This window comes from Pantoea sp. BJ2 (assembly GCF_040255075.1).
In the GTDB taxonomy this organism is placed as follows: Bacteria; Pseudomonadota; Gammaproteobacteria; order Enterobacterales; family Enterobacteriaceae; genus Pantoea; species Pantoea leporis.
Map to the genome: position 1 here is coordinate 3631736 of NZ_CP158292.1, position 23315 is coordinate 3655050.

General features: G+C 49.1%; 23 protein-coding genes and 1 pseudogene. 10 read left to right on the forward strand and 14 right to left on the reverse strand.

Going from position 1 to position 23315, the window contains the following annotated elements; translation table 11 throughout:
- Positions 1-8: 8 nt before the first annotated feature.
- From AAF463_RS16715 to AAF463_RS16750, 8 genes are all read right to left on the reverse strand, one after another.
- Positions 9-2018 (reverse strand): replication endonuclease, encoded by a 2010-nt coding sequence (locus AAF463_RS16715; protein WP_350261149.1) that lies wholly within the window; start codon positions 2016-2018, stop codon positions 9-11.
- Positions 2011-2328 (reverse strand): DUF5405 family protein, encoded by a 318-nt coding sequence (locus AAF463_RS16720; protein WP_350261150.1) that lies wholly within the window; start codon positions 2326-2328, stop codon positions 2011-2013. The genes AAF463_RS16715 and AAF463_RS16720 overlap by 8 nt, the downstream gene beginning before the upstream one ends.
- A complete protein-coding gene (locus AAF463_RS16725) occupies positions 2325-2552 on the reverse strand; it encodes a TraR/DksA family transcriptional regulator (RefSeq protein WP_350261151.1) in 228 nt (75 codons plus the stop codon). The genes AAF463_RS16720 and AAF463_RS16725 overlap by 4 nt, the downstream gene beginning before the upstream one ends.
- Entirely contained in the window at positions 2552-2779 is a 228-nt protein-coding gene (locus AAF463_RS16730) for a DUF2732 family protein (RefSeq protein ID WP_350261152.1), read from the reverse strand. Before AAF463_RS16730 ends, AAF463_RS16725 begins: the two co-directional genes overlap by 1 nt.
- 67 nt (positions 2780-2846) lie before the next feature.
- Entirely contained in the window at positions 2847-3185 is a 339-nt protein-coding gene (locus AAF463_RS16735) for a DUF5347 family protein (protein WP_350261153.1), read from the reverse strand.
- Positions 3149-3340 (reverse strand): phage filamentation protein Fil family protein, encoded by a 192-nt coding sequence (locus tag AAF463_RS16740; RefSeq protein WP_110867359.1) that lies wholly within the window; start codon positions 3338-3340, stop codon positions 3149-3151. Before AAF463_RS16740 ends, AAF463_RS16735 begins: the two co-directional genes overlap by 37 nt.
- A gap of 2 nt (positions 3341-3342) precedes the next feature.
- Positions 3343-3852, reverse strand: a complete 510-nt coding sequence (locus tag AAF463_RS16745; protein ID WP_061720368.1) for a phage regulatory CII family protein — start codon at positions 3850-3852, stop codon at positions 3343-3345.
- A 34-nt stretch (positions 3853-3886) separates the two neighbouring features.
- A complete protein-coding gene (locus AAF463_RS16750; protein WP_061720369.1) occupies positions 3887-4123 on the reverse strand; it encodes a hypothetical protein in 237 nt (78 codons plus the stop codon).
- Positions 4124-4213: 90 nt separating this feature from the next.
- On the opposite strand from AAF463_RS16750, the gene AAF463_RS16755 reads away from it, so the two are divergent.
- The 8 genes and pseudogenes from AAF463_RS16755 to AAF463_RS16790 all read left to right on the forward strand — a co-directional run bounded on the left by AAF463_RS16755 (position 4214) and on the right by AAF463_RS16790 (position 11661).
- Entirely contained in the window at positions 4214-4834 is a 621-nt protein-coding gene (locus AAF463_RS16755) for a phage repressor protein CI (RefSeq protein ID WP_350261154.1), read from the forward strand.
- 8 nt (positions 4835-4842) lie between these two features.
- Positions 4843-5856, forward strand: a complete 1014-nt coding sequence (locus AAF463_RS16760; protein ID WP_350261155.1) for a tyrosine-type recombinase/integrase — start codon at positions 4843-4845, stop codon at positions 5854-5856.
- A 108-nt stretch (positions 5857-5964) separates the two neighbouring features.
- Complete coding sequence (locus AAF463_RS16765) at positions 5965-6945, forward strand: adenosine deaminase (RefSeq protein ID WP_350261156.1); 981 nt, start codon at positions 5965-5967, stop codon at positions 6943-6945.
- Positions 6942-7490, forward strand: a complete 549-nt coding sequence (locus AAF463_RS16770) for a non-canonical purine NTP pyrophosphatase (RefSeq protein WP_350261157.1) — start codon at positions 6942-6944, stop codon at positions 7488-7490. Before AAF463_RS16765 ends, AAF463_RS16770 begins: the two co-directional genes overlap by 4 nt.
- Positions 7490-8299: an SIR2 family protein gene (locus AAF463_RS16775; RefSeq protein WP_350261158.1), complete on the forward strand. Its 810-nt coding sequence runs from the start codon at positions 7490-7492 to the stop codon at positions 8297-8299. Before AAF463_RS16770 ends, AAF463_RS16775 begins: the two co-directional genes overlap by 1 nt.
- 328 nt (positions 8300-8627) lie before the next feature.
- Positions 8628-9494: a benzoate transporter gene (locus AAF463_RS16780; protein WP_350261159.1), complete on the forward strand. Its 867-nt coding sequence runs from the start codon at positions 8628-8630 to the stop codon at positions 9492-9494.
- Between the two features lie 890 nt (positions 9495-10384).
- Positions 10385-11071: pseudogene (locus AAF463_RS16785) on the forward strand (tyrosine-type recombinase/integrase); the annotation flags it as partial.
- Positions 11071-11661, forward strand: coding sequence for a hypothetical protein (locus tag AAF463_RS16790; protein ID WP_350261160.1), 591 nt, complete (start codon positions 11071-11073; stop codon positions 11659-11661). The pseudogene AAF463_RS16785 and the gene AAF463_RS16790, both read left to right, overlap by 1 nt.
- A gap of 261 nt (positions 11662-11922) precedes the next feature.
- Here AAF463_RS16790 and AAF463_RS16795 read toward each other — a convergent pair whose 3' ends face one another.
- The 4 genes from AAF463_RS16795 to AAF463_RS16810 all read right to left on the reverse strand — a co-directional run bounded on the left by AAF463_RS16795 (position 11923) and on the right by AAF463_RS16810 (position 18396).
- On the reverse strand, positions 11923-12627 hold the full coding sequence (locus AAF463_RS16795) for an MgtC/SapB family protein (RefSeq protein ID WP_110867369.1): 705 nt from the start codon (positions 12625-12627) through the stop codon (positions 11923-11925).
- Between the two features lie 341 nt (positions 12628-12968).
- Positions 12969-14852: a TolC family protein gene (locus AAF463_RS16800; RefSeq protein WP_350261161.1), complete on the reverse strand. Its 1884-nt coding sequence runs from the start codon at positions 14850-14852 to the stop codon at positions 12969-12971.
- A gap of 5 nt (positions 14853-14857) precedes the next feature.
- On the reverse strand, positions 14858-16099 hold the full coding sequence (locus tag AAF463_RS16805) for an HlyD family type I secretion periplasmic adaptor subunit (protein WP_137386563.1): 1242 nt from the start codon (positions 16097-16099) through the stop codon (positions 14858-14860).
- Positions 16096-18396: a type I secretion system permease/ATPase gene (locus AAF463_RS16810; RefSeq protein WP_350261162.1), complete on the reverse strand. Its 2301-nt coding sequence runs from the start codon at positions 18394-18396 to the stop codon at positions 16096-16098. The genes AAF463_RS16805 and AAF463_RS16810 overlap by 4 nt, the downstream gene beginning before the upstream one ends.
- Positions 18397-18663: 267 nt before the next feature.
- On the opposite strand from AAF463_RS16810, the gene ddlA reads away from it, so the two are divergent.
- The gene (gene ddlA, locus AAF463_RS16815; RefSeq protein ID WP_350261163.1) at positions 18664-19758 is read left to right on the forward strand and encodes a D-alanine--D-alanine ligase; all 1095 of its coding nucleotides are present in this window, start codon (positions 18664-18666) and stop codon (positions 19756-19758) included.
- Positions 19759-19774: 16 nt separating this feature from the next.
- Here the strand turns inward: ddlA and AAF463_RS16820 are convergent, their stop codons facing one another.
- Positions 19775-21199 carry a GGDEF domain-containing protein gene (locus tag AAF463_RS16820; protein WP_110867375.1) on the reverse strand — a complete coding sequence of 475 codons (1425 nt, stop codon included), beginning with the start codon at positions 21197-21199 and terminating at the stop codon, positions 19775-19777.
- Between AAF463_RS16820 and AAF463_RS16825 the strand changes: the two genes are divergently transcribed.
- Positions 21107-21397, forward strand: coding sequence for a hypothetical protein (locus tag AAF463_RS16825; protein ID WP_350262021.1), 291 nt, complete (start codon positions 21107-21109; stop codon positions 21395-21397). The genes AAF463_RS16820 and AAF463_RS16825 overlap by 93 nt on opposite strands.
- Before the next feature lie 96 nt (positions 21398-21493).
- On the opposite strand, the gene AAF463_RS16830 is transcribed toward AAF463_RS16825, so the two are convergent.
- The gene (locus AAF463_RS16830) at positions 21494-22969 is read right to left on the reverse strand and encodes a SulP family inorganic anion transporter (RefSeq protein ID WP_350261164.1); all 1476 of its coding nucleotides are present in this window, start codon (positions 22967-22969) and stop codon (positions 21494-21496) included.
- Positions 22970-23315 lie beyond the last annotated feature (346 nt).

Here is a 23315-nt window from a genome sequence, read left to right on the forward strand (position 1 = left end):
TGGACTAATCAGATGGTTATCTTTTGTTCCTGAAGTCTGCCGTTTCGGTAAAACAGCCGCATTCGCGCGCCTGAATTTATGCTGCATCCTCGGGAAAGGAGGCTAATTTCCTCCTCATGCCCCTCAAAACCACGGGCTTTTAGTTCCAGCTCTAACCGTCGGCGCTCCGGCCCCGTACAGTTATTGACAGAACTCCAAGGGGCGGCGATGCCGCCAGAAGGACCAGCCTCCGCTGACGCGTCGGCTAATTTGGCAACGGCTTCCCACTTCACCAGACGCGTGAATACTTCAGAATCTTGATAGTGAGGCGAGTAGATGCCTTGAACGCGCTGCACATCCTCCGCGTATTCGTTGCCCATTTCGGTAATCTCGTAGCAAAGGCGGATCACCAAGTCATCACGCGCGACCAGCGGGCCACCCTGCGCCATGGTGTAAGACGCCCAGCAGCTGGCAACGGAAGCAGACGCCAGCACAGCGTCCATCTTCTCGTTTGGTAGGCGCGTATCGCCGAGACGGCGCAACTCGCGCCAAACAGTGACCGGCGCGCCGCCAATCTGCTGAAACTGGCGGATGCGCCAGCGAGACGCCCACGCGCAAACGGCTTTCGCCATATCACGCATGTTTGAGCCGGTTTCATCATCCTTTTCGCCGTCCATCGCGAAGCCGTCGATATTTTTGGAGATGTATTTAGCGATGTAACCCGTGGCGCTGCCTTTGGTGGGATCGATAGGCTCAGCGTGAAAACGCGCTTTACGCGCCTGCGGCGTGCTCAGTTCGTCCGCGTCTTCTTTGCTGGCGTGCTCACGCATGATCTGCTGCACACGCTCGCGATGCTCCGGCAGCATAAACAGCAGCATGTGCCAGTGTGGCGTGCCGTCGTGATGCGGCTCCACAACACGGAAACCGAAAACATGGATTTCTTCGCGTGAAAGTGCGGCGCGGATACGCGCCCAAACGCGGCATAAATAGCGCTGCGTATCGCGCGGGCTTGAGCCGTTCCATTTGGTAATGAAGCCGCCCTGGCTATAAACGGAGTGATAACGCGACGGCGCGGTGATCGTATAAAAGTCCCCTATGCAGCCGCTTTCGTTGGCGATGTCTTCAAAACCACGCATTCTGGTCATCAGCTCGCGGCGGCGCATGGCCGGGTTCGCGGTGCTGCGGTTGACCATTTCATCCATCGCGACACGATCACCGGTTTCTTTGTTCATCAGGTCGTATCTTTTGAAGAACTCGCGATTGCGTTTCTTCTGCTCAACCCATTCCGCCAGTGTGCCGCGTGAAACGTAAGGCGAAGCAGATTTTTGCACCTGCCCAACGGCGATTGCCATGTGCTCGCGCTGGAGATCGCGCATCTGCTTAAGACGGCCGCGCCACCACTCTGGCGCCATCATGCGTAACAAACCGGATTGCGCCTTGCGCAGGCTCAGCTCACCTTTGCAGGCTTTGAACTCCGCCCAATATGGCGGCTGCGTGCCGGTCAATGCGGCCAGCTCAGCAACGTAGCGATAAGCAATGCAGGTTATGGTCTGCTCGTCCGCTTCCTGTGGCATCGAGGTTTTATCGACAAACTCAGCCAGACTGAGCGAAAGATAGGATGCAACTTTATAAGCCAGATCGCGCACGTCCTGCCGGTCGAGCGTGGGCAGACGATCAAGCTGCTTTATGAACGGCAGTTCATGTTGAGCGGCTTCATCAAGACGATAGCGACGGCGAACCAGCTGCAGGCGTGGCAATACGTTCTGACCGATAGTCTGGCGCAGAAACGCATTGGCCCGACGGCGGCCATTATTTGCTGAGAGGATTTTGCTGTAGCGATCTGCAAAGTAAACGGCCAGATAATCCGGCATATTTTGCAGATATTGGCTGCGCCAGTTGTGGTCCTCTGGATTCACATTCCAGAGACGGCGCTCAGAAAGGGACATATCCGCCGGAGCGGACATGCCAAAGACTTCACGCCGCTGCTGATTTACGGCGTGATATTCACCAGTAAGGAGATCAGGGAGGCTTTCAGACATGCGCGGCCTTAAGTTCAGCCAGCTCTTGCACCGCAGCCTCGACCAACTCAGCAATGCGGCGAGTTTCCGCCACAAAGGCCGCCGTTGTTTTCATCTGGCCGTGCAAAACATGACGACCAATGACATCAGCGGCCAAATCGCGCGTGAGGAGCACGGCCGACTCATATACGGCCATGGTTTGCGGCACGCGCTGACGGACGCCATCAATCTCAAGCCAGCTGAATTTCTCCAGCGCCAACTGTTGCGGCTTGCCCGGCTCACTGGATTTCAGCGCGCGCACTGCATAGCGATCATCAACCTGGACTCTCAAAGCGCGGCCCCTTTGTAATGCACGCTTTTCAGTTCGCTAGTCTCTTTGCAGGTAACGCACAGCTCGACACCCGGCAACGCACGGCGACGCGCTTCGGGGATAGCTGCATCGCATGACAGGCAGAAAAACTTACTCGCACCTGCAGGACGGTGAATAGCCGTTGCCAGATTGCGCGCCAGTTCTTCCTGGACGCGCTGCTGAACCAGATCCATTGAGTCGGCCATTAGTGCAGCTCCCGTGATTGGTTCTGGAAGCGCACGGATTCTTTGTCCAGCAGTTCGATAATTTCAGCAGCTGACATTTCTTTGTTTCTTGCATGAATCGCTAATGCAGCCAGGCGAACGGATACGGCCAGCGCATCATCTGATCGCTGCTCACTTTTGGCCTTACTCAGCATCGCGTTTAGCACTTCTGCATCAGCTTCAAAATTACGGGTTTCAATATTTCGCATTTAACTTTCTCCAGAATTTGGGCATAAAAATGCCCGGCGGGTTTACGCCATTTATTTTTCGGGTTAATTAATTTGGAAGCGTTAGCTTCTTGGGAAATAAACTCACGACTGCGCGAAAGTGATTCATTGCACCTATCAGCGCGGTAATTTCGTCACTCGTCAATTCACTGTATTCAACGTTGTGACGTTCTTTATTGATGTTTGCCAGAAAGAAAATGGCGCTCATCGCCCGGTTATTTTGTTCGTACTTTGGATCACGAGTATTACGCATTTCACTGATGAACCGTTTTAGCTCATTACCGCAATCGCCGTACATCATGGTGCGAAGTGCGGCAATATGATTAAGCGCGCTAACTCGCTGCCCGGCGCTCATTTGAACAGTGATGCTTTCAGCTTTGTAAGCCATGTCGCTTTTTTCCTGTTGCCAGTTAAACCTGCCAGCAATTCGGCTTGAGAGTTTGCCGGGTGCCAGCGCCTGCCATTTTCAGCTGCAATCCAGCCATGACCGAATGCGTGTGAAGGGCTTTGCCGTTTTAGAAGTGGCGCTACTGAAAACGCCATAACTAAACAACCCCTATCGATGCGCCGATCCCGCTTAACACATCTGCGGTGCCAGCCAATGCAGGGTTTGAATGCACGCGTGTTTGAACAGCTATCGCAGCTAACGTCAGGCAACGAATTCCGGCATTAACGTTCTGCACAAATCCGCGCCGACAGGCCGAGGTAAATTTCTTCTGACTCACAACGCCCGCGGCTAACTGCCCGACTTCGGCGGTAGCTTTGAGGACATAAGCCGGTAAGTTCTCCTGAGCGATTTCGTTTACCGGCACGCATGGCAGGCATTGCAGTTGAGCCAATGCACCATCAACCAGCGTTGAGTCTTCCGTCAGGTCGGTCAGGATCAGCATTTCACGAACGGTAAGCTGATGGACCTGATCCGGGTTTAGCTTGTTTCGGATGGTTTGCGGATTAAGCCCCGCCTTTTTAGCCAGCTGGATGATGTTGTGTTTCGCGGAAAACGCGCGGCACGCTTCATCAAAATGGCTTTGTGTGGAGACACTGAAATCAAACATGCTTAATACCTCACGTTATCCCAATATGGATGCATCAAGCCTGCATTGTGATTTCATGACCGGCTGCTGCTTCGATAATTAGGGCAAGCATGTTGATTTCGATAAGGCCGTTAACCCCATCCTTATTCCTGATAGGTAGGCGGTTTTCGCGGTACATCTGGCGAACAGTGCCTTTCTTGTAACCCGTGCGGCGACAGAACTCCTCTACGGTAATGTACGGTTCTGAAATCACGAGATTGATTGATGGGCGCATTGAAAGTTTACGGGTCATGATGCAGTATTCCTCGGTTTAGGTATTAGATCTCACTATTAAACGCTATTCATCTCATCACAGACCGAAGAATAGGATCACAAATCGGATATGTCAACGAAAGAAAACACAAATCGCCATGATGCGAAAGTGGTTCGTGAAGCGGTAGAGAGTAACCGGGGCGGTAAAGACGCGATTCTTCGCTTAGTTGAAGCGTACGGATTCAGCAGCCGTCAGGCGCTATGCACCCATTTGGGCGTTTCGCAAAGCACGCTAGCCAACCGTTCTGCCCGCGATACCTTCCCAGCTGACTGGGTGATCATCTGCCATGTGGAAACGGGAGCATCACTTACCTGGCTTACTACAGGTAAAGGTGCACGCTTTATGGAAGTGGAGGAATCCCGTGTTGTGATTGCGAGACACAAAAAAATCTCAAATGGGATTTTAGAACCTATGGATGATTTCATTCTGGATAAAGCATCACTACCCGAAGGCTTGAATGCCCCGTTTGTGATCAACGCAGATAGAAGCACTTATTTGGTTGATACCTATGAAGGCGAGATCGTCGATGGGCTGTGGCTTATCGAGATTGATAAGTTAGTAAGCATCCGAGAACTGGTACGTTTTCCCGGTGGAAGAATACGTGTCGAGAATGGGAAATCTTCATTCGAGTGCCAATCAAGTGACATCGTTGTTTTAGGCAAAGTGATCACCCGAACCGAATACCTTTAAGGCATGGAATGGCAATAAACAAATTACCCAATGGGAAATGGCAGGCACAGGTTTTCCCAAACGGCCGTGATGGCAAAAGGATTCGCCGCCAGTTTGCGACTAAGGGCGAAGCGCAATCCTATGAGAAGTTTGTAAAAGAGCAGGCTCAAGAAAAGCCCTGGCTGGGAGAGAAAGCAGATAAGCGGCGGGTAATTGAGCTTGTTGAATTGTGGTTCAACACGCATGGCATTACGTTGGCGGATGGTGAGAAGCGGCGAACCACAATGGCGTTCGCCTGCGAGGCTATGGGAAACCCACTCGCAACCGAGTTTAACGCGAAAATCTTTGCGTCTTATCGCGAGCAGCGGTTAAGCGGAAAGATCACACGCTCCACTCGAGTGAAGACAGTTACGCCTCGAACGGTCAATTTAGAATTGGCGTATTTTAGGGCGATGTTTAACGAGTTACGCCGGTTAGATGAATGGACCGCACCTAACCCGCTAGAGAACGTGCGCGAGTTTAAAATCAATGAATCGGAAATGGCGTATCTCACCATTGAGGAAATTAGAACGCTTCTCGCCGAATGTGAGAACAGCCGCTCCAAAGACCTAACGGCCATTGTGAAAATCTGCCTGGCAACTGGCGCACGATGGAGTGAGGCCGAAGGCTTGAAGGGAAACCAAATCCGCGCCGGTCAGATCATATATGTGAAAACTAAAGGCAAGAAAAACCGCGCGGTGCCGATAACTGAAAAATTACAGGCTGAACTGCCATCCAGCAGAAAAGCGCAGGTGCTCTTTAAACCTTGTTACTCAGCCTTTAGAAAAGCCATGCAGCGCGCCGGCATCGAGACACCTGCCGGGCAGCTAACGCACGTATTACGTCATACCTTTGCTTCTCACTTCATGATAAACGGAGGAAACATCCTTGTGCTTCAGCGAATTTTAGGGCATACGGATATTAAGGTGACGATGCGATACGCGCATTTCGCGCCAGACCATTTAGCTGAAGCGACGCGGCTTAATCCTATTAATTATATCTAACTCTTCCATATGACAAATTGATATAATTAATATCGTGGCTGCCAATAAACGCCTCAAACCAACAACAAAATTTTCAAGAGAAAATGTGAATTTAAATTAGGATAACGCATGGATGATTTTTTAGTTACTCCAAAAGGTGAATTACACGTACATTTCAATGGAGCTTTACCTCCAGAAATTGTTGATAGAATCATTGTAGAAAATAATTCTGCTGATCGATTGAATGAAATTAATTACCATCACAGCAAATTGTTAGTTAATAAGAAATCGTCTGGATTGATAGAGTATCTTAAGCCCTGGGAATTTCTTCGGCTTATCCCTATAAACAAAGTTCAATTAAATACTATGATTGAGGCTTTTTTTATAGCCATGGCAGAAACAAACATAAAATTTGTTGAGATCAGGCACACGGTAATCCATTTAGCTAGAAATTGTGGGATTACTTATCTCGAGGCATTAGATTGGCTTCTAGAAGGCATGACAATTTATAGCTGCAAATATCAGATAAAGGCTGGGCTAATTATTACAATTGGGAGAGGCGAACAGGCCATGGACCATATTAAACTCGCCATCACTAATATTCCTTTATCAAGCTCACAGAATAATATCGTTGGTATTGATTTGGCTGGAGATGAGGATGCTGAACTGGATAATAATATCTACAACTTGTTTAAAAAATGCAAACATGATTTAGGATTAGGAATTACAATTCATGCAGGCGAGACTGGAAATGTCGATAATATTAAAAAAGCCATAACTCATTTCGAAGCAGATAGAATAGGCCACGGAACTTGCGCTAAAAACGATAATTATGTATTAGAGATGCTAAGTAAGAATCAAGTTTGTGTTGAAGTATGCCCTTTAAGCAACGTGATGACAGGTGCTACAAATATAGCCAAAGGACATTCTCTTCAAGAGTTTTTGAATTTCGAAGTTCCCTTTGTTGTTTGCTCAGATAATCCGGGGATACAAGAGACAAGCCTTATTGATGATTACGGTTATTGCAATAAAGAAATTATAATCCCTAACTTTTCCAAAAACATGTATGAATATCAAAAACAATATACTTTTATTAAAGGAATAATATGAAACTACATTTCCTGAGTAACAATCCGAATAAAATCAAGGAAATAAATGATATCTTAGGTGATCGGGTTGAGGTGGTGAGTGCAAATATAAAAATTGAAGAAATACAGAGTAAAAATACGCAGGATTTAGTTAGAGATAAATTATTAAAAGCCTTCAAGCAGATAGGAAGACCAGTTTTTGTAGAACATACTGGTTTATATTTAAAATCATTAAAAGAGTTACCTGGTGGGTTAACTCAAATATTTTGGGATGATCTTGAAGCGGAAGGGTTCATATCACTACTCAACTCTCATCAAGATAAGGCTGCAATTGCTAAAACAGTAATTGGCTATTGCGATGGAAAGAAAATACACTTTTTCGAAGGCGAAGTTGAAGGAACGATATCAGATTCACCATTAGGAAACCGTGATTTTCAGTGGGACTGTATATTTATACCAAATGGTTACCAAGAAAGCTTTGCTGAGATGGGCGATAAAAAAAATGAAATATCCATGAGGAAATTAGCATTGGATAAGCTTTCGGCACATTTACTGGAGGAAAAGTGATGTTAGATCAAGAGTTATTGGATGCTTATAAAAATGACAATCTCATTCTTTTTATTGGAGCTGGCGTTTCAAAAAACCTTAATCTTCCAGACTGGAAGGAACTGATTAGTGAAATCGCAAATGAACTTGAGTTCGACGACGATGTATTCCTTACATACGGTGATTACTTAAGTCTAGCTGAATATTACTTATTGAATAATAACAACAAGATCGGGAAGTTAAGAAGTTGGATGGATACAAAGTGGCATAGTGGTGATATAAAAATCGAAGACTCTGAGATCCATCGACATATTGCAACCGGTAACTTCCCAATAATCTATACAACTAATTACGACAGATGGATTGAGCATTCACTTAAACATTATAATAAAAAACATAAAGTTATCGTTGATGTGTCTGATATAGCAGATATAAAAAGCGATGTAACACAAGTAGTCAAGCTTCATGGGGATTTTTCGGATGACTCATCGATTGTGCTTGGTGAATCAAGCTATTTTGATCGTTTAGATTTTGATAGCCCGTTAGACATAAAATTCAGAAGCGACATGTTAGGTAAATCAGTCCTTTTCATTGGTTATAGTCTTTCAGATTGGAATATAAAACTATTATTTTATAAGTTAGATAAGCTATGGAAAAAAAATAGCAACACTTCAACATCCAGACCAAAGTCTTTCGTTTTCTCAACAAGACCAAACCCTGTGCAAGAGAAAATATTAGATGCAAGAGGAGTGAAAATGATTGTCAGTGATGTTCATGAACCATCAGAGGCATTGCAATCTTTTTTAAGTGAACTCGTTAAGAATTCTTAAATTTATTATCCCCCGTAAGTGGCAGCAAAGTGGCAGCAGAGCGCAACGCTATGTGCCACTTTTCATCACTATTCGGCCTGAAGAAAACATATAAATCAGTAAGTTACTGATTTTACTCGCTTCAAATTGGGACTCATAATCGCTTGGTCGCTGGTTCAAACCCAGCAGGGGCCACCAAATTTAGTGATTTAAATCATGCTCTTAAGCCACCTTCCTTGAGGTGGCTTTTTCGTATTTGGCTTTCATTGCCCCCTTTTTGTCCACCGAGATCCAAAAGCTAGACAGCAGCATCTATCATTTGTGAACATAAGACGCTGGAACTAACTCAATGCGCAAGGAATACCTAATGATTTATGATTGTTTTTTATACTACGACGAAGATATGCTACTTGATATAAGATTAAATAGTTTGGACGATGCCGTAGATTATTTTGTCATTGTAGAATCTACTCATACATTCACTGGGAAAACTAAGAAATTAAATTTCGATATAGATAAATATGAAAGATTTAAAGATAAGATTATCTATGTTGTCTTTGATGAGTTACCAATTCTAGAAAATGGTAAAGCAGGGAACTATGATGCCTGGGCAAACGAGGCTGCAACAAGAAACGCTATAATGCGAGGATTAAAAAAGGCTAAGGATGAAGATTTGATATTAATTTCCGATGTTGATGAAATTTTTAACTCAGCAATTATAAAAAAAATAAACCCCAAGAAATTATGTACGATATTGTATATGCCTTTTTATAATTATCAATTTAATCTTCAAGTATTCAATGCTGACGGATCAGAGCGTCAATGCCGATTACCACGGGCTACTAATATGCATAATCTCAAACATTATTTTGACGGTAAACCAGAGTTGTTCCGAAACATAAAGAAATCAGAATTATACAGTAATTTTATTTCAAGAAACTGGTTTAAGTTACGCAGCGAGGTCATAAAAAATGCAGGCTGGCATTTCTCATGGATTATGACTCCAGAACGGATATCAGAAAAAATGTCTTCAATTTCTCATACCGAATATGATTTACCTCATTTAAATAATAAAGAGCACATTATTGATGCGTTGAAAAATGGTAAAGATTTATGGAATAGGGAAAGAAAACTTGTCAGGCAAGAGTTAACTAATGATAAATTCCCATCTTACCTTGTTGCGAACAGAGAAAAATTTAAACAATTCGTCTTGTGATAATTTAGGTTGACAATAAACGGTTAATTCTTAGCGTCATTTAAACTTTTGGAAAGCACAACCACCTATAATCGTGCTAATTTTTAATGACGCCTGACACTGTTTTTACCCCTCTGTTTTTCAGTCCATTCGAATCAGTCAATTTTACCGCAGCCCCCTAACCAATCATGGCCAAATGGACATTGCTTACGCTCAAGCAGCAGATCCATTCAAGATCCAATAATCTGCAAATAACAATCTTGTCTTTTTCTCATTGAGCTGTGCAATTACCAAGATCCAATATTGATCCTTCAAACTGAAAAGCACTCAAAATCTTTTCAAGATTTTAATTTTCCTAATTACATCAGAAAGCCAGCAGCCGCGTGCACTGGCGCATCGGTTTGCATAAAAATAAAACTGAAAAATTTTTATGATGTAAAACCCACAGGCGGGTGCGATGTAGCGCCGTTTTCGTCATTGTGGGGCTGTTGCTGCACCTGTGCCCTACTGTGCGGATGATCCATGTGAGGGTGATTAGTCGAGTGGCTGTTCTGATGCGTGCGGCTACGTGCGTTCTGTGTGGTGTGATAGCAGGCATAAAAAAACGCTGTGTTAGCAGGTCTGGTGAAGTGGATAATTTACCGATAACTTGAGAATATTTCGCGGCGAGTGCAGTGACATGTATGGCACTTTTCCCGATGGCGACTCTGTTGGTTGGCTGCCCGGTAGACGGGTGCGTATGACTTGCCATTCACTGCATAAGCGCAACACTGTCAAGCATCAACTGCGCCACGTTGATTTGCTCTGAACCAATCCAAACCACTGGCGCGATAGTCTCCTGACGTGTAGCCGCGACGCTTTGCCTGATTTCGTAAAAGATTAGGCTCAACATAAGCCTTGGCTGGGAGATAAAGCGGATAAGCAAGAAGATCACCCGCTCCAGCCGAGTGAAGACGGTTACGCCGCGCACTGTTAATTTAGAGCTGGCATATTTTAGGGCAATGTTTAACGAGCTACGCCGGTTAGATTAATGAACCGCTCCGAACTCGCTTGAAAACGTGCGCGAGTTTAAAATCAGTGAATCGGAGATGGCGTTTCTCACCATTGAGGAAATTAAAACACTCCTCGCTGAATGTGGGAACAGCCGTTCTAAAGATTTAACTACTATTATGAAGATCTGCCTGGCAACTGGCGCACGTTGGAGTGAAGCCGAAGGCTTAAAGGGCAACCAAATCCGCGCCGGTCAGTTCATCTATGTGAAAACTAAAGGCAAGAAAAACCGCGAGGTGCCGATAACTAAAAAATTACAAGCTGATCTGCCAGCCTGCAGGAAAGCACAGGTGCTCTTTAAACCTTGTTACTTAGCCTTTAGGAAGGCCATGCAACGTGCCGGTATCGAAACACCTGCTGGGCAGTTTTTGCACGTTTTGCGCCACACGTTCGCGTCTCATTTCATGACGAACGGCGGCAATATTCTCGTACTTCAGCGGATACTGGGGCATACAGATATTAAGGTAACAATGAGATATGCGCATTTTGCGCCAGATCACTTGTCTGAAGCTATTTTACTTAACCCTCTCAGCAAAATGGAATCGTGATGGAGAAGGAAATTCAGTGTGATGATTTAGAACTCGAAGAACTCCTATGCGTTAGGGTTTTCAGTAATACATTTCATGTAATTGGCTTGGATAGGTATTACAAAGCGATAACAGAATGGGCTGAAAGAAAAGTCTTAACAGGCGAAGAGTCTGATACTCTCCTTATTCTGGCATCTCTGAATTTAGAGCCGATACCTGATCGTAATGAAGTAGAGCAATATCTAAAAATTTACCAGCGAGAGATGAACATACAAAATCCACATCCTCATTACAGCGCATTAGTATGGCTACGGATGCAAATAGGATATTTGATTGCTTCTAAATCCGGTGAAGATGTTGAGGGCAAGCTTGCATTATTTACTCATTATTTCTTAGATTTTCCGCCAAGAGCTTTCGCCAGATCAGCGAATATTCTATCCAATTTTTATTGGGAACTGTTTGACGAAGTAATACCTATCTTTTATTCAAAAGCTTCTGAAATGAGTGAAAACGAACTCATTTTGCATGTTAAAGAGCGTCTAACCCCCCTCTACAGGAAGTTAGACAACTCTGACTGGATGGGAATTCTAGCTAGAGAAATTTTTGTGTAGAAATGGCAGCAGAGCGCAACGCTATGTGCCACTTTTCATCACTATTCGGCTCAAAGAAAACATTAAATTCAGTAAATTACTGATTCCACTCGCTATAAATTTTAACTTGTTACCGCTTGGTCGCTGGTTCAAATCCAGCAGCGCCACTAATTTTAGTAATGTAAATCATACTGTTAACCCATCTTTTTCAAGGTGGCTTTTTTGTTTGTCATTCACAGTGGCGATCAAATGGCGATACGTTTTCTAAAGCGATTCTAAATATCAATCACGCTCCAACTCATTCACCTGCCAACGCACCGAACTTACGCCCTTCTCCAGACTAATGCGGCTCACCAGGCTTTCCAGCTGATCGGTTAAAGTGGGATTGCCAATCACCTCAGCATTCACCTCCATGCGATGCGGCGGATCCAAATCCTCACTATGCAGTGATTGCAGGCGCAATCCGCTGCCGCCCAGCGTGTGCAGCATTAGGCTGCGAACCTGAACCTCATCCTGCGCGAGGCAGATGATTTGTACTTTGTAGTGTTGCATCGCTTCGGCTGCTGAGACGATGGTTTGGCGGTTGATACCCAAGGCCAGTTCACGCAGCAGTATATTCGCGCACAGGATCACCATGCAGCCGAGGGCCGCCTCCAGCAGCAATCCCATACTGCACAGCACGCCAATGGCGGCGGTGCACCACAAGGTGGCGGCGGTATTCAATCCGCGGATGTTCAAGCCATCGCGCATAATGACTCCGCCGCCGAGGAAACCGATACCGGAAACCACATAAGCCGCAACGCGTGACGCATCCGTAGCGATGCCGGGCACGCTTTGTGTCATCAGAACGAAGAGACAAGCGCCAGTGCTCACCAGCGCATTGGTGCGTAATCCAGTCATGCGTTGACGTAGTTGGCGCTCACTGCCGATCAGCGCACCCAAAACCAGCGCGACGGTGACGCGCAGTAAAAAGATTTTCCAATCCATGATAGACCTCAATCCGCAGCTTTCTGTTTGCGGAACAAAAGATTAATAAATGGATTACAGACAGTGCGAATACCGCTGGGAACCAGCCGCATTGTGCTTATGAAAAGGGGTGATTCTGGAAGGAAATTCACCGTCTTAACGCGCAGTTAAGACAGCGTGAAGGCTATCTTACCGCGAGGTCCTGCTGTAATCGTTTGGGACTTGTGTCCAATGCCGTTCTCCTCTTGGGTAAAAATCCGCCGCGATTCTAAAATGACTTACGCAGCGTTGCCAACTCAAATAGCCCGTTCGTTTACGTTAAGTTAAAACAAAAAACCCGCCGAAGCGGGTGTATGGAATTGTTATCGCCCCGTCGTTAGCCAACGACTTAGCGTGCCCGAGTTAGCATATCCGCTGATAATGGCGGCATAGCTATCGAAACGGTTGCTGACTTCACTAACCTGGTTGTTGTAGAGATCGCTTTCTGCGCTCAATACATCCAGCAATGAACGGCGGCCTAAGTGATACCACTGATCAAAGAAGTCCTTACGAATCCGATCGGATTCCACAATCAGGTTTTTGTAAAGCACGGCGCGTTCCGCTGTTGAGTGGGCATTCTGGTTGGCAGCACGCACACGATTTTCCAGATCGCGGCGTTGCTCCTGCACCTGCTGACGACTCGCTTCGGCACGTTTAATCGCCGCAATTTCCTGGGCGTTGGTTGAACCGCCGCGGAATAAGCCCCAGCTAACGTTCAGGCCGGTTTGCCATGCCTGTTGGCGTCCGAGCTGATCTTCACGGGTGTTTTTGCTTACCGTCCAGTTGAGCTTTGGCAGGCCAGAAGCTTTGATTGCCTCCGCCTCTTTAAAGGCTGCTCGCTCCTCAGCGCTGGCGCGCAAGATCAGAGGATGGACATCCAAACTCGTCAGTTGGCGGTTTAAATCACCAAAGGAAAGCGCCCACTTATCGCTGGCTGGTAACGTCACGCGGTTGTTGCCCATCAGGCGATTCAGAGTGATTTCAACATCCCGCGCGCGAGACTCGGCATTTTCCAGGTAGCTTTGCGCTTGCAGTAAGCGCCCTTTTGCCTGCGTCAGTTCACTGCGACGTCCAGTATCTGACTGAACAATACCGCTGAGCATTTTGGTCAGCTCCGCCATACGCCCCAAATACTGCTTACTGATGGCGATGACGTGCTGCTGTTTATTCCACTCAATCAAGGCGTTACTTACCTGCATCGCCAAATCTTCTCGCTGTGCCTGCACCGACTGTAAGGCTGACTTAACGCGCTCTTCGCGACTTTCAATGGTGCGACTGGTTTGGCCAAAGTCGATTAGATTAGTCGCTACTGAAACACCTAAAGACGGCATATTCCCTTGGTATTCATAATTTTTAGTTCCACCACCAAACTCTTTGGTTGCCGAAGCGGCGCTTACATCAACTTGTGGCCAGCGCTGACCTTTCGCTTCATCCACGCTGGCTTCAGCCGCATCACCCTGAGCAATATAGGACTTCAGCGCCGGGCTGATTCGCCAGGTGATACGCGCAGCTGAGAGAAACTTTTGCCGTATTTCACTCTCGGCAACTGTTTCATTAACTCCGCCGCTTAACGTAACGGGTGAAGTCGTTTCTGCCGCTGTAGTCGCTGCTGGAGGGCTAACATAACTAAAATCTGCCTTAGCGCTTTCAGCTGGAGCATAGGTTTTCGTTGCTGCCGCCTGCTGCTGACCCACATTTCGCGACGGTTGCATCGGGTTAAACGGCTGTGGTTCAGGGCGACGCTGATCCTCCGTCAGGAAACCTCCGCCCTGAATTTCAGCATGCTGGCTGGTTTTCGCACTGATCTGAGCAGGACGTTCGGCAGCTTCGCGCTGGTGCGGCGCTTTTGCTATTGGGGCCGGTACGATTGGCGCAACTGGCGGCTGAACTCGTGGAGTAATCGCGACCTCCGGTATCTGTCTTTCAACAAACAGCGGCGCAGGCGAAGTGAACGTTGGTTGCGCAACCTTTGCCGCAGGTGTCGTTAGAGCAGATGCAGGCGCCATTGAACCTTGCAAACGTTGCGTTCGCACCGGCGCTGCCGCAGGAGCGACAGGACGCTGGCCGCTCATTTCCGCAAACATCATCAACTCACTGGTGGAATCCGCCATCACGTTGACCGCTGGCGCCATCACAACGGCAATACAAACGGCAAGCAGAGAGAAATGACGCGCTTGTGCATGGCGCATCTTGTTATTATTTTTCATGATTATTAACGCTCGCGGAATGCTTCTTTAGCTTTCAGGACCGGCTTCAGCAGGTAATCGAGAATGGTTTTCTCACCCGTGCGCACCTCGACGGTAGCGATCATGCCGGGAATGATCGGCAGATCTTTGTTACCTGCGTGCAGCGTGCTTTTATCCGTCAGGATCAGTACGCGATAGTAGGTATCATCCGGGCGTCCACTGGCGGCTTTCTGATCGTCTTTTAAGGTATCCGGACTGATATACTCCACGTGCCCATCAAGCCCGCCGTAAATGGCAAAGTCATAGGCGGTGATTTTCACCTTGGCCGGTAAGCCTGGACGCAGGAAGGCGACATCCGACGGACGGATTTTTCCCTCCACCAGCAACTGCTCTTCCAGTGGAACGATTTCGAGAATATGCTCACCCGGCTGAATAACCCCGCCAATGGTGTTAACGCGTACGTTTTTCACCGTGCCGCGCACCGGTGCGACGATCGTGGTGCGATCAACAATATCGGCACGGCCAATCAGGTTTTCGCTAACCTGGCTCAGTTCTAATTCCAGGCGTCCCAGCTCGGTGTGGGCATCTGATTGATAGCGGTTACGACGTTCGACGATTTGCGCCTGAATGTCATTGGCCTGACGCTGCATACGCAGAAGTTCGACTTCCGACAAGAGACCTTTGGCCGCTAACGGCTCAGCCAGATGTATCTCGCGCATCGAAAGTGCGTAACTGCGTTGCAATGAGTTGATGCTGTCACTTAGCGCACGTTTGCGCGATTCATAAGCTTTAGTTTCCTGCGCCACAACGGCGGGATCGCTCTGTACCTGCTCATCAAACGCCAGTGGCAATGAATAAGCTTCAGCACGTAAGCGTGCAATGCTGCCCTTCAGACCCACCACTTTACTCAGTACTTCGCGATAGCTGGATTGCGCACGCGTTGGGTCAATTTTCAGTAGCACATCACCGCGATCTACAACCGTACCTTCACGCACATTCATCTCTGCCAGAATGCCGCCTTCCAGGCTTTGAATAACCTGCTCACGGCTGCGTGAGATGACCTTGCCATCGCCTTTAGTGATCTCTTCCACTCGTGCGTAATTGGCCCAGGTAAGGCCACCAACTAACACCGCAATGATGATCCACATCACTAGCTTGGAACCCGGCGTGGTCTGCGACAGCAGAGAAGCCTGCACGTCATTCATAAATTCGGCATCAGCAGCGGACATACCTTTCTCGCTCTTACGCCATGACATTAACTTGCTCATACTGCGGCCTCCTCTGCTGCTGCTTGCGTCGGCGCTGAATCGTTAGCGGGAGCTGGCGCACGTACCGCCGGTTCAACCGCCTGACGCGGCTGTTTGCGGGCTTTATTTTTTCCTTCTAAAGCGGCAAGCACCTGATCTTTCGGGCCATCCGCCACCACTTTGCCTTCTTCCACCACGATGATGCGATCGACCAATGCCAGAATGGATGGACGATGCGTCACCACAATCAGCGTGTGTCCTTCACTGGCGCGACGTAAATGCGCGAGGAATTGGTTTTCCGTCATGCTATCCATGGCGCTGGTTGGCTCATCCATCAGCAGCACTTTAGGACGGGTGAGCAGCGTTCGCGCCAGAGAAACCAGCTGACGCTGACCGCCAGACAAGCCTTCGCCGCCCTCGCCAACCGTTAAATTGATACCACTTGGATGGCGTGCCGCAACGTGGTCCAAACCGGTCAGATTTAGCACGCGCAGCAGCTCATTGGCGGTGGCGTCCGGGCGCCCAATCATTACGTTTTCGCGCAGCGTGCCGTAGAACAGACGCGCATCCTGACCGACAAAGCCAACAGCCTTGCGCCAGTCCGCCGGATCAATCTGATTAACATCCAGACCATCGGCCGAAAGCTGACCTTTCACCGGTTGGTAAAGTCGTGCCATTACACGTAATAAGGTGGATTTACCGCTACCGATGCGGCCAAGAATCGCGACGCGTTCCCCGGCTTTAATGCTCAACGAGATATCTTTGAGGATTTCCGGGTTCGGCTTCATTGGCGGTGCCGGATAGGAGAAGTTGACGTTGGTCAGCGTGATCTCACCACTCAACGGCGGATCGGTGAGATAGGTTTTGCTGCTGTCACGATCAATAGGCATCTCCATCAGCTTGTTGAGTGACGTTAGCGCCGCTTTTGCCTGCTGATAACGTACAGCCAGGCCAATAACCTGACCGAGCGGGCCAGTAGCGCGGCTGGCAAGCATCACGGTGGCGATCATCGCACCCATGGTGAACGTGCCTTCATTGATCAGATAAACACCGGCCACCACCAACATCACCGTCTGAAACTGCTGCAGGAACGTCACCACGCCGGTTGCCAGCGTTGAGTAGCGTTTTGATTTCATCGAGTTAGCGGATTGCAGTGCACTGAAATTTTCCCAGCGACGCTGCATGTGTGCTTCACCGCCCACTGCTTTCAGCGTTTCCATACCTTCAACTGATTCAATCAGCACGCCTTGTTTGAGTGAGGCGTCACGCAAGTTCTCTTTCATAATGCGCGCCAGCGGCCACTGGATCGCGGCACTGACGATGATGATCAATGGGATCATCATCAGTGGAATGATCGCCAGCGGACCGCTGATAAAGAAGATCACACCCACAAACATCAGAATGAAAGGAAGATCGGAAATCGCCGCCAGCGTGGCAGATGCCACGAAGTCACGTACCGATTCATACTCACGAATCTGGTTGGCGAAGGTACCGGAGGAAGCGGGTTTGTGTTCCATCTGGATAGAAAGTGCCTGACGGAACAGCATACTGCCGAGCACTAAATCGGCCTTTTTACCCGCCATATCCAGCAGATGCGCGCGTACGAAGCGGGTAACGGCTTCGAAGATCATCGCAATGGTCACGCCAATCGCCAGTGACCACAGTGTCACGAATGCCTGGTTCGGCACCACACGGTCATAGACGTTCATGGTGAAGAAGATGCTGGAAAGACCGAGAACGTTGATCAATACCGCCGCAATCGCGGCACTGCGGTAATAGCGGCGATAGCGCCACAGAGTGGTGAACAGCCAATGGCCTTTTACTTCCGGCAGCATTTCACTGGCGCGCTCATCGACCACAGCAGTGGGTTTCGCCATGACGGCGAAGCCCGCGTAGATCTCATTCAGCTCGGCCAGATTCATCTCAACGGCTGAAGCGCTGACTTCTGGCATCACCAGTTGGAAGCGCAATTCGCGTTGATTTTCCTCATTAATGTGAATGCGGCGCGACAGCACAATGCAACCGCCGCCCCCTTTGCGCAGCAGAATCATCGGCATCAACTGCTCCGGCAGATCCTGCAGACGACGCTCAACCATGCCGCCGGTAATGCCGGCGTTTTCGAGCGCTGTCATGGCCTGTGATGGTGAGAGCAATGTCGCTTTTGGCAAACCTGCCACCAGCGCTTCTTCACTTTTCTCGCGTTTGTAGTGTTTGCAGATCCAAGCCACGCTTTTTAACAGCGTGTCATCTACCGTGGTTTCAATACGAGCAACAGAACGCGCATCCTGCTCCACAGCATCCTGCTTCTGGTCGACCATTTCCCGACTCCTGTAAACCTGACAAAAAAACGGTGAGCACATTGCCCACCGTTGCACCTGTTTGAATTGGGAAAATTCTGACAGAAGGCAGGTTTTGAGCAGTCCAAGACTTGTCTCAAACGGTTAGGAATAATTGTTTAAACTCGTGATTGCAGGCACGGAGGCGGGCTTTTTGCACTGCCTGGCGCAGAAAAATGCAAGGCTGTTGATGCTCGTCCTGGGCGTGTTATCTTACTGGCTCGCTTTATCGCAATCGGACAAATAGCAATGGTAAAACAGCGCGTAGGGATCGTGTTTGGCGGCAAATCGGCCGAGCATGAAGTGTCATTACAATCAGCCAAAAACATCCTCGAAGCCATCGATAAGAGCAAGTACGAGGTGGTGTTGCTGGGAATCGATAAACAGGGTGAATGGCATCTCAATGATGCTTCGGGATACTTGCTCAACGCTGAGAACCCGAAGCTGATTGCGCTTAATCGTTCAGGTGAAAATGTCGCGCTGGTTCCGGGCAGTTCTTCCCAGCAGCTGATTACCCGTCAGCAAGCGCAGCCTTTGTCACAGCTGGATGTCATTTTCCCCATCGTGCACGGCACGCTGGGTGAAGATGGCTCGCTTCAGGGCTTATTGCGTATGGCGAATCTGCCGTTTGTCGGCTCTGACGTGCTCGGGTCTGCCGTCAGCATGGACAAAGATTTTACCAAGCGGCTGCTGCGTGATGCCGGACTGAACGTTGCACCCTGGCTGAGCGTGACGCAGGCACAGCGCGCGAACATTGATGCTGAGGCCGTGATTGCACGCTTTGGCCTGCCGCTGTTTATCAAACCGGCTAACCAGGGATCGTCCGTTGGCGTGAGCAAAGTCGACAGCCCTGAAGCGTTCGTTGCCGCGCTGGATCTCGCCTTTACGTTTGATCGCAAAGTCTTGATCGAGCAAGGGATTAAGGGCCGCGAGATTGAATGTGCCGTGCTGGGCAACGATGCGCCAGAAGCCAGCCCGTGCGGCGAAGTGGTGGTGCATGATGCCTTCTACTCATACGACACCAAATACATCAGCGAAAGCGGTGCGCAAGTGGTGGTGCCAGCGGCAATCAGCGATGAAGCCAGCGAGGCGATTCGTCAGGTGGCAATTACTGCGTTTCAGGCGCTGGAGTGTTTTGGCATGGCGCGTGTTGACGTGTTTCTGACGGAAAGCGGCGAGATCATTGTCAATGAAGTGAATACTTTGCCAGGTTTTACCAATATCAGCATGTATCCGAAGTTATGGCAGGCAGCGGGTTTGAGCTACAGCGATCTGATTTCCCGTCTGATTGAGCTGGCTCAGCAGCGTCACCAGCAAACCAGCCAACTGAAAAGTAGCGTTTGAATCGCCATGACGTGGCTCAGGCCACGTCATTCATCATGCTGCGCGGCTCCATCGCCGGTGAGGTTTGATTACGACCATTGCGTTTGGAAAGATAAAGATTCTTATCCGCCGCTGACACTAAGCGATTGATCACGCTTGGCCATTCACGTTCATTCTGCGCACTGCCGCGCGCCAGACCTAAACTGGCAGTTACCGTCACCGTGTTGCCCTGAATCCAGAACTTCTCTTTGACCATCGCCTGACGTACCGTTTCGGCGAGTTGGTAAAGCTGGCTATGGCTACAATCGAACATCACCATCACAAACTCTTCGCCACCAAAGCGACACACCATGCCACGATTGCCAACCACGCGCTGAATGCGCCGCGCAATCTCTTCCAGCACGCAATCACCGGCATCGTGGCCAAAATTGTCGTTAATGGCTTTGAAATAGTCGACATCAAGCATAATAACGCCTGCTTCCCGTTGTAGCGAGAAAGGTTCATTTCTTAAGCTTTCATACAGACCGGAACGGGACAGCAACTGGGTGAGAAAATCAAAATTAGCGCGGAGTGCAAGGCGATGATTTAACTGGCGGATCGCATCCATGCTCACCGCCACCAGCAGCGGGCTGAGCGCAACGGTGGCGACGCCAAGCCGTGCCGAGGTGAGATGGCTAATCGGTAGCAGTGCATCGTCTCCCTGGATGTTCATCACACCATGCGACACCAGCACAATCTCCGTGATACCGGTTATCAGGATCACTAAGCTAGTCAATGGAATCGGTAACACAATGGCGCACCAGATCAGCGCAGGAACCGGGAATGTCAGGCTACCGGCCCCGCCAATTAGTGCCCCAACAGTCAGCGATAGAATCACCGCCGCCAGCGGCAGCAATTTGCCGGGATGCATTAAGGTGCGCGGTGAAACCGTTCGCAGCGGGCGTGCCAGCATCACCGGCAGCAGCATCAGCGAAGTAGAGAACTGTTCGCTGAACCAGTCGCTCCACGCCACAATAAAGCGCGCATTGAAATCAATATCCTGTGCCCACGCGCCCCAGGTTGCACAAGCCGCCGCGCCAAGAAAACAGGCGGGAAAAATGCGCATGGCATTGAACACCTGGCTGTGGGCGGAAGGACGTTGCAGATGTTTGATCAGCATGCTGACCGCGACGAGAATAAACAGAATGTTGGCAAAATTGACGGTAAACGCTGGCAGCGCCCAGCCGGAAAATACCGTGTCGTTAAAAATCATCGCACTGAAGCACACCAGATAGCTGGAGGTAGTGTGCAAAAACGGATTCCGCACTATTAATCCCGCCACCAGCGCATTCACCGGCCAGAATAGTGAGAACTCTTCGGGGATGCGTAAATGGCTGCCGATAAAGCAGAAAAACAGCGTAATGAAGAACAGCGTGAGGGCATTCTTTTTAAAATTATTCTCTTCAAACAGCATAACGCGCATACGTCTGAACCTTGTAACCTGGAAAGTGCCGGCATCAACCCTAAGCATCTGCAAGCATTAAACCGGAAATACCCGTGCGATGATTCGGTAATTAAGCAAGTGTTCGTCATCCTACTCTGCGGCTGGGCGGCGCTCACCTGCCATAAAAAGCAGCGTCGCGCCAAATGGCATTGTGGAAACGCCAGAGACAAAGGATAAAACTTGTGGCAATTATGCCCTGTAAATAAAAAAATCGGCTATCCGAGATATCCGATTTTTTAGTATTAAAACGGTTGTTCCAGCACAGACTTATGGCTATTTCACCGCAACAGGCCATTGACTTAGACGAATGCCACGTTGGCGTGCGTTTTCACCAAAGTCTTTTAGCACCGCTTTAACGTCGGGATCCATATATTGGGCATTGCCGTGCTCAGCAATCACCACGCTGTTTTCCGGGATCTCCGCCAGCAATCCCTGCAGCTTTGGATTGTGCATAAAGGTCAGATTTTGCTGCAGGCGTAAAACGTAGTGATCGTCATGTCGCGTAAGCTGCAAGGCGTTGCGATGGCTTTTATAGATGCTGTAGAGGATTTGCGTAGCGATGCCAATTCCGATGCCGGCCAGCATGCCAAACACAATAATGCCGCCGATAGTGGCAAGGAATGGCACATATTGCTGCGGTCCCATGCGCATCTGCTCAATGAACAGGCGCGGCGTGGCCAGCTTATAGCCGGTATAAAGCAGCACCGCCGCAAGGCTGGCAAGGGGAATCGCGTTAAGCAGATTACTGAACCACAGGCCGCAGATTAACAGCAGCACACCATGAATCAGAATCGACAGTTTGGTTTGCGCGCCAACGCTGACGTTCACCGAACTGCGCACAATCACTGCAGTAATCGGCATCGCGCCAAGGAAACCGGCGGTCAGGTTACCAATACCCTGCGCAAACATCTCTTTGTTAGGTGAAGGTGCAGGATGTTGCGGACGCAGTTTCTTCAGCGCTTCCTGGCTGAGCAGCGTTTCAAGGCTCGCGACCAGCGCCAGCGTGATCGCCACCATCCACACTGCAGGATTCTGCCACGCTTGCCAGTCTGGCGTTTCCAGTTCAGCCACCAGCGCCGACATGCTGTCGAACGCGGGCAGCGCGATACGCGGCAAGCCATCAGCTAACGCTGGAAACAGGCGATCGCCAAACACCGTCGCCGCACAGCCCACCAGCACCGCTACCAGCGGACCGGGCATCCAGCTCAGCACTTTAACTGACTTGATCAGCGGCGTGGTCCACAGCCATAAAATAGCCAATCCCACGCCAGCAACCAGCATCGCGCTGCTGGAAAATTGAAATTCCCCGTTTACCAGCGACAACAGCTCAACATCGCCCGCCGCGCCGAATGCTACCGGAATTTGCTGCATAATCAGTAAAATACCAATCGCCGCCAGCATGCCTTTAATCACGCTGCTCGGCACTAAGGCGATAAAACGTCCTGCACGCAGTAAGCCAAACAGGCACTGCAACGCACCCGCCAGAATCAGCGCGGTGAGAAAGGCGGAAAAGCTGCCTAGCGTGGCGATCGACGCGACCACAATCGTTACCAATCCCGCCGCCGGACCACTAACCGCAAAACGCGAGGGGCTCAGCGCAGTCACCAGCAACCCACCAATCACGCCGGTGAGCAGACCCGCAAAGGGCGGTAATCCACTCGCCTGCGCGATGCCAAGACAGAGCGGCAGCGCGACCAGAAACACCACCAAACCAGCCGGAATATCCTGACGAAGCGTGCTTAAATTCATGGCATTGATTCCTCTGCAGATGGCTGAATTAACCGCGCGCGGCGCCGCAAAGCCAGAGTACGATTTATCACTAATAAGGGTTTCAGGGTCATCACAATAATCTTCTCTCAACATTTAAAAAGATCGCTTTCAGGCAGATAGCGACGTCATTAAACGCGGCTATGGAGAACCATTGAGGATGAAAGCAGAACTTCCTCACAAAAATAGTTTATAGACGCTTAAGCATTACCTTGCATCATGAATATTTCTGACGTCGACAAAACGAATCTTTTTGTAAACAAAACTTCAATAAACGTATGAATCAGGTAAGTTTATGCAAGGAGCGGAATGATGAGCAGGATCGATA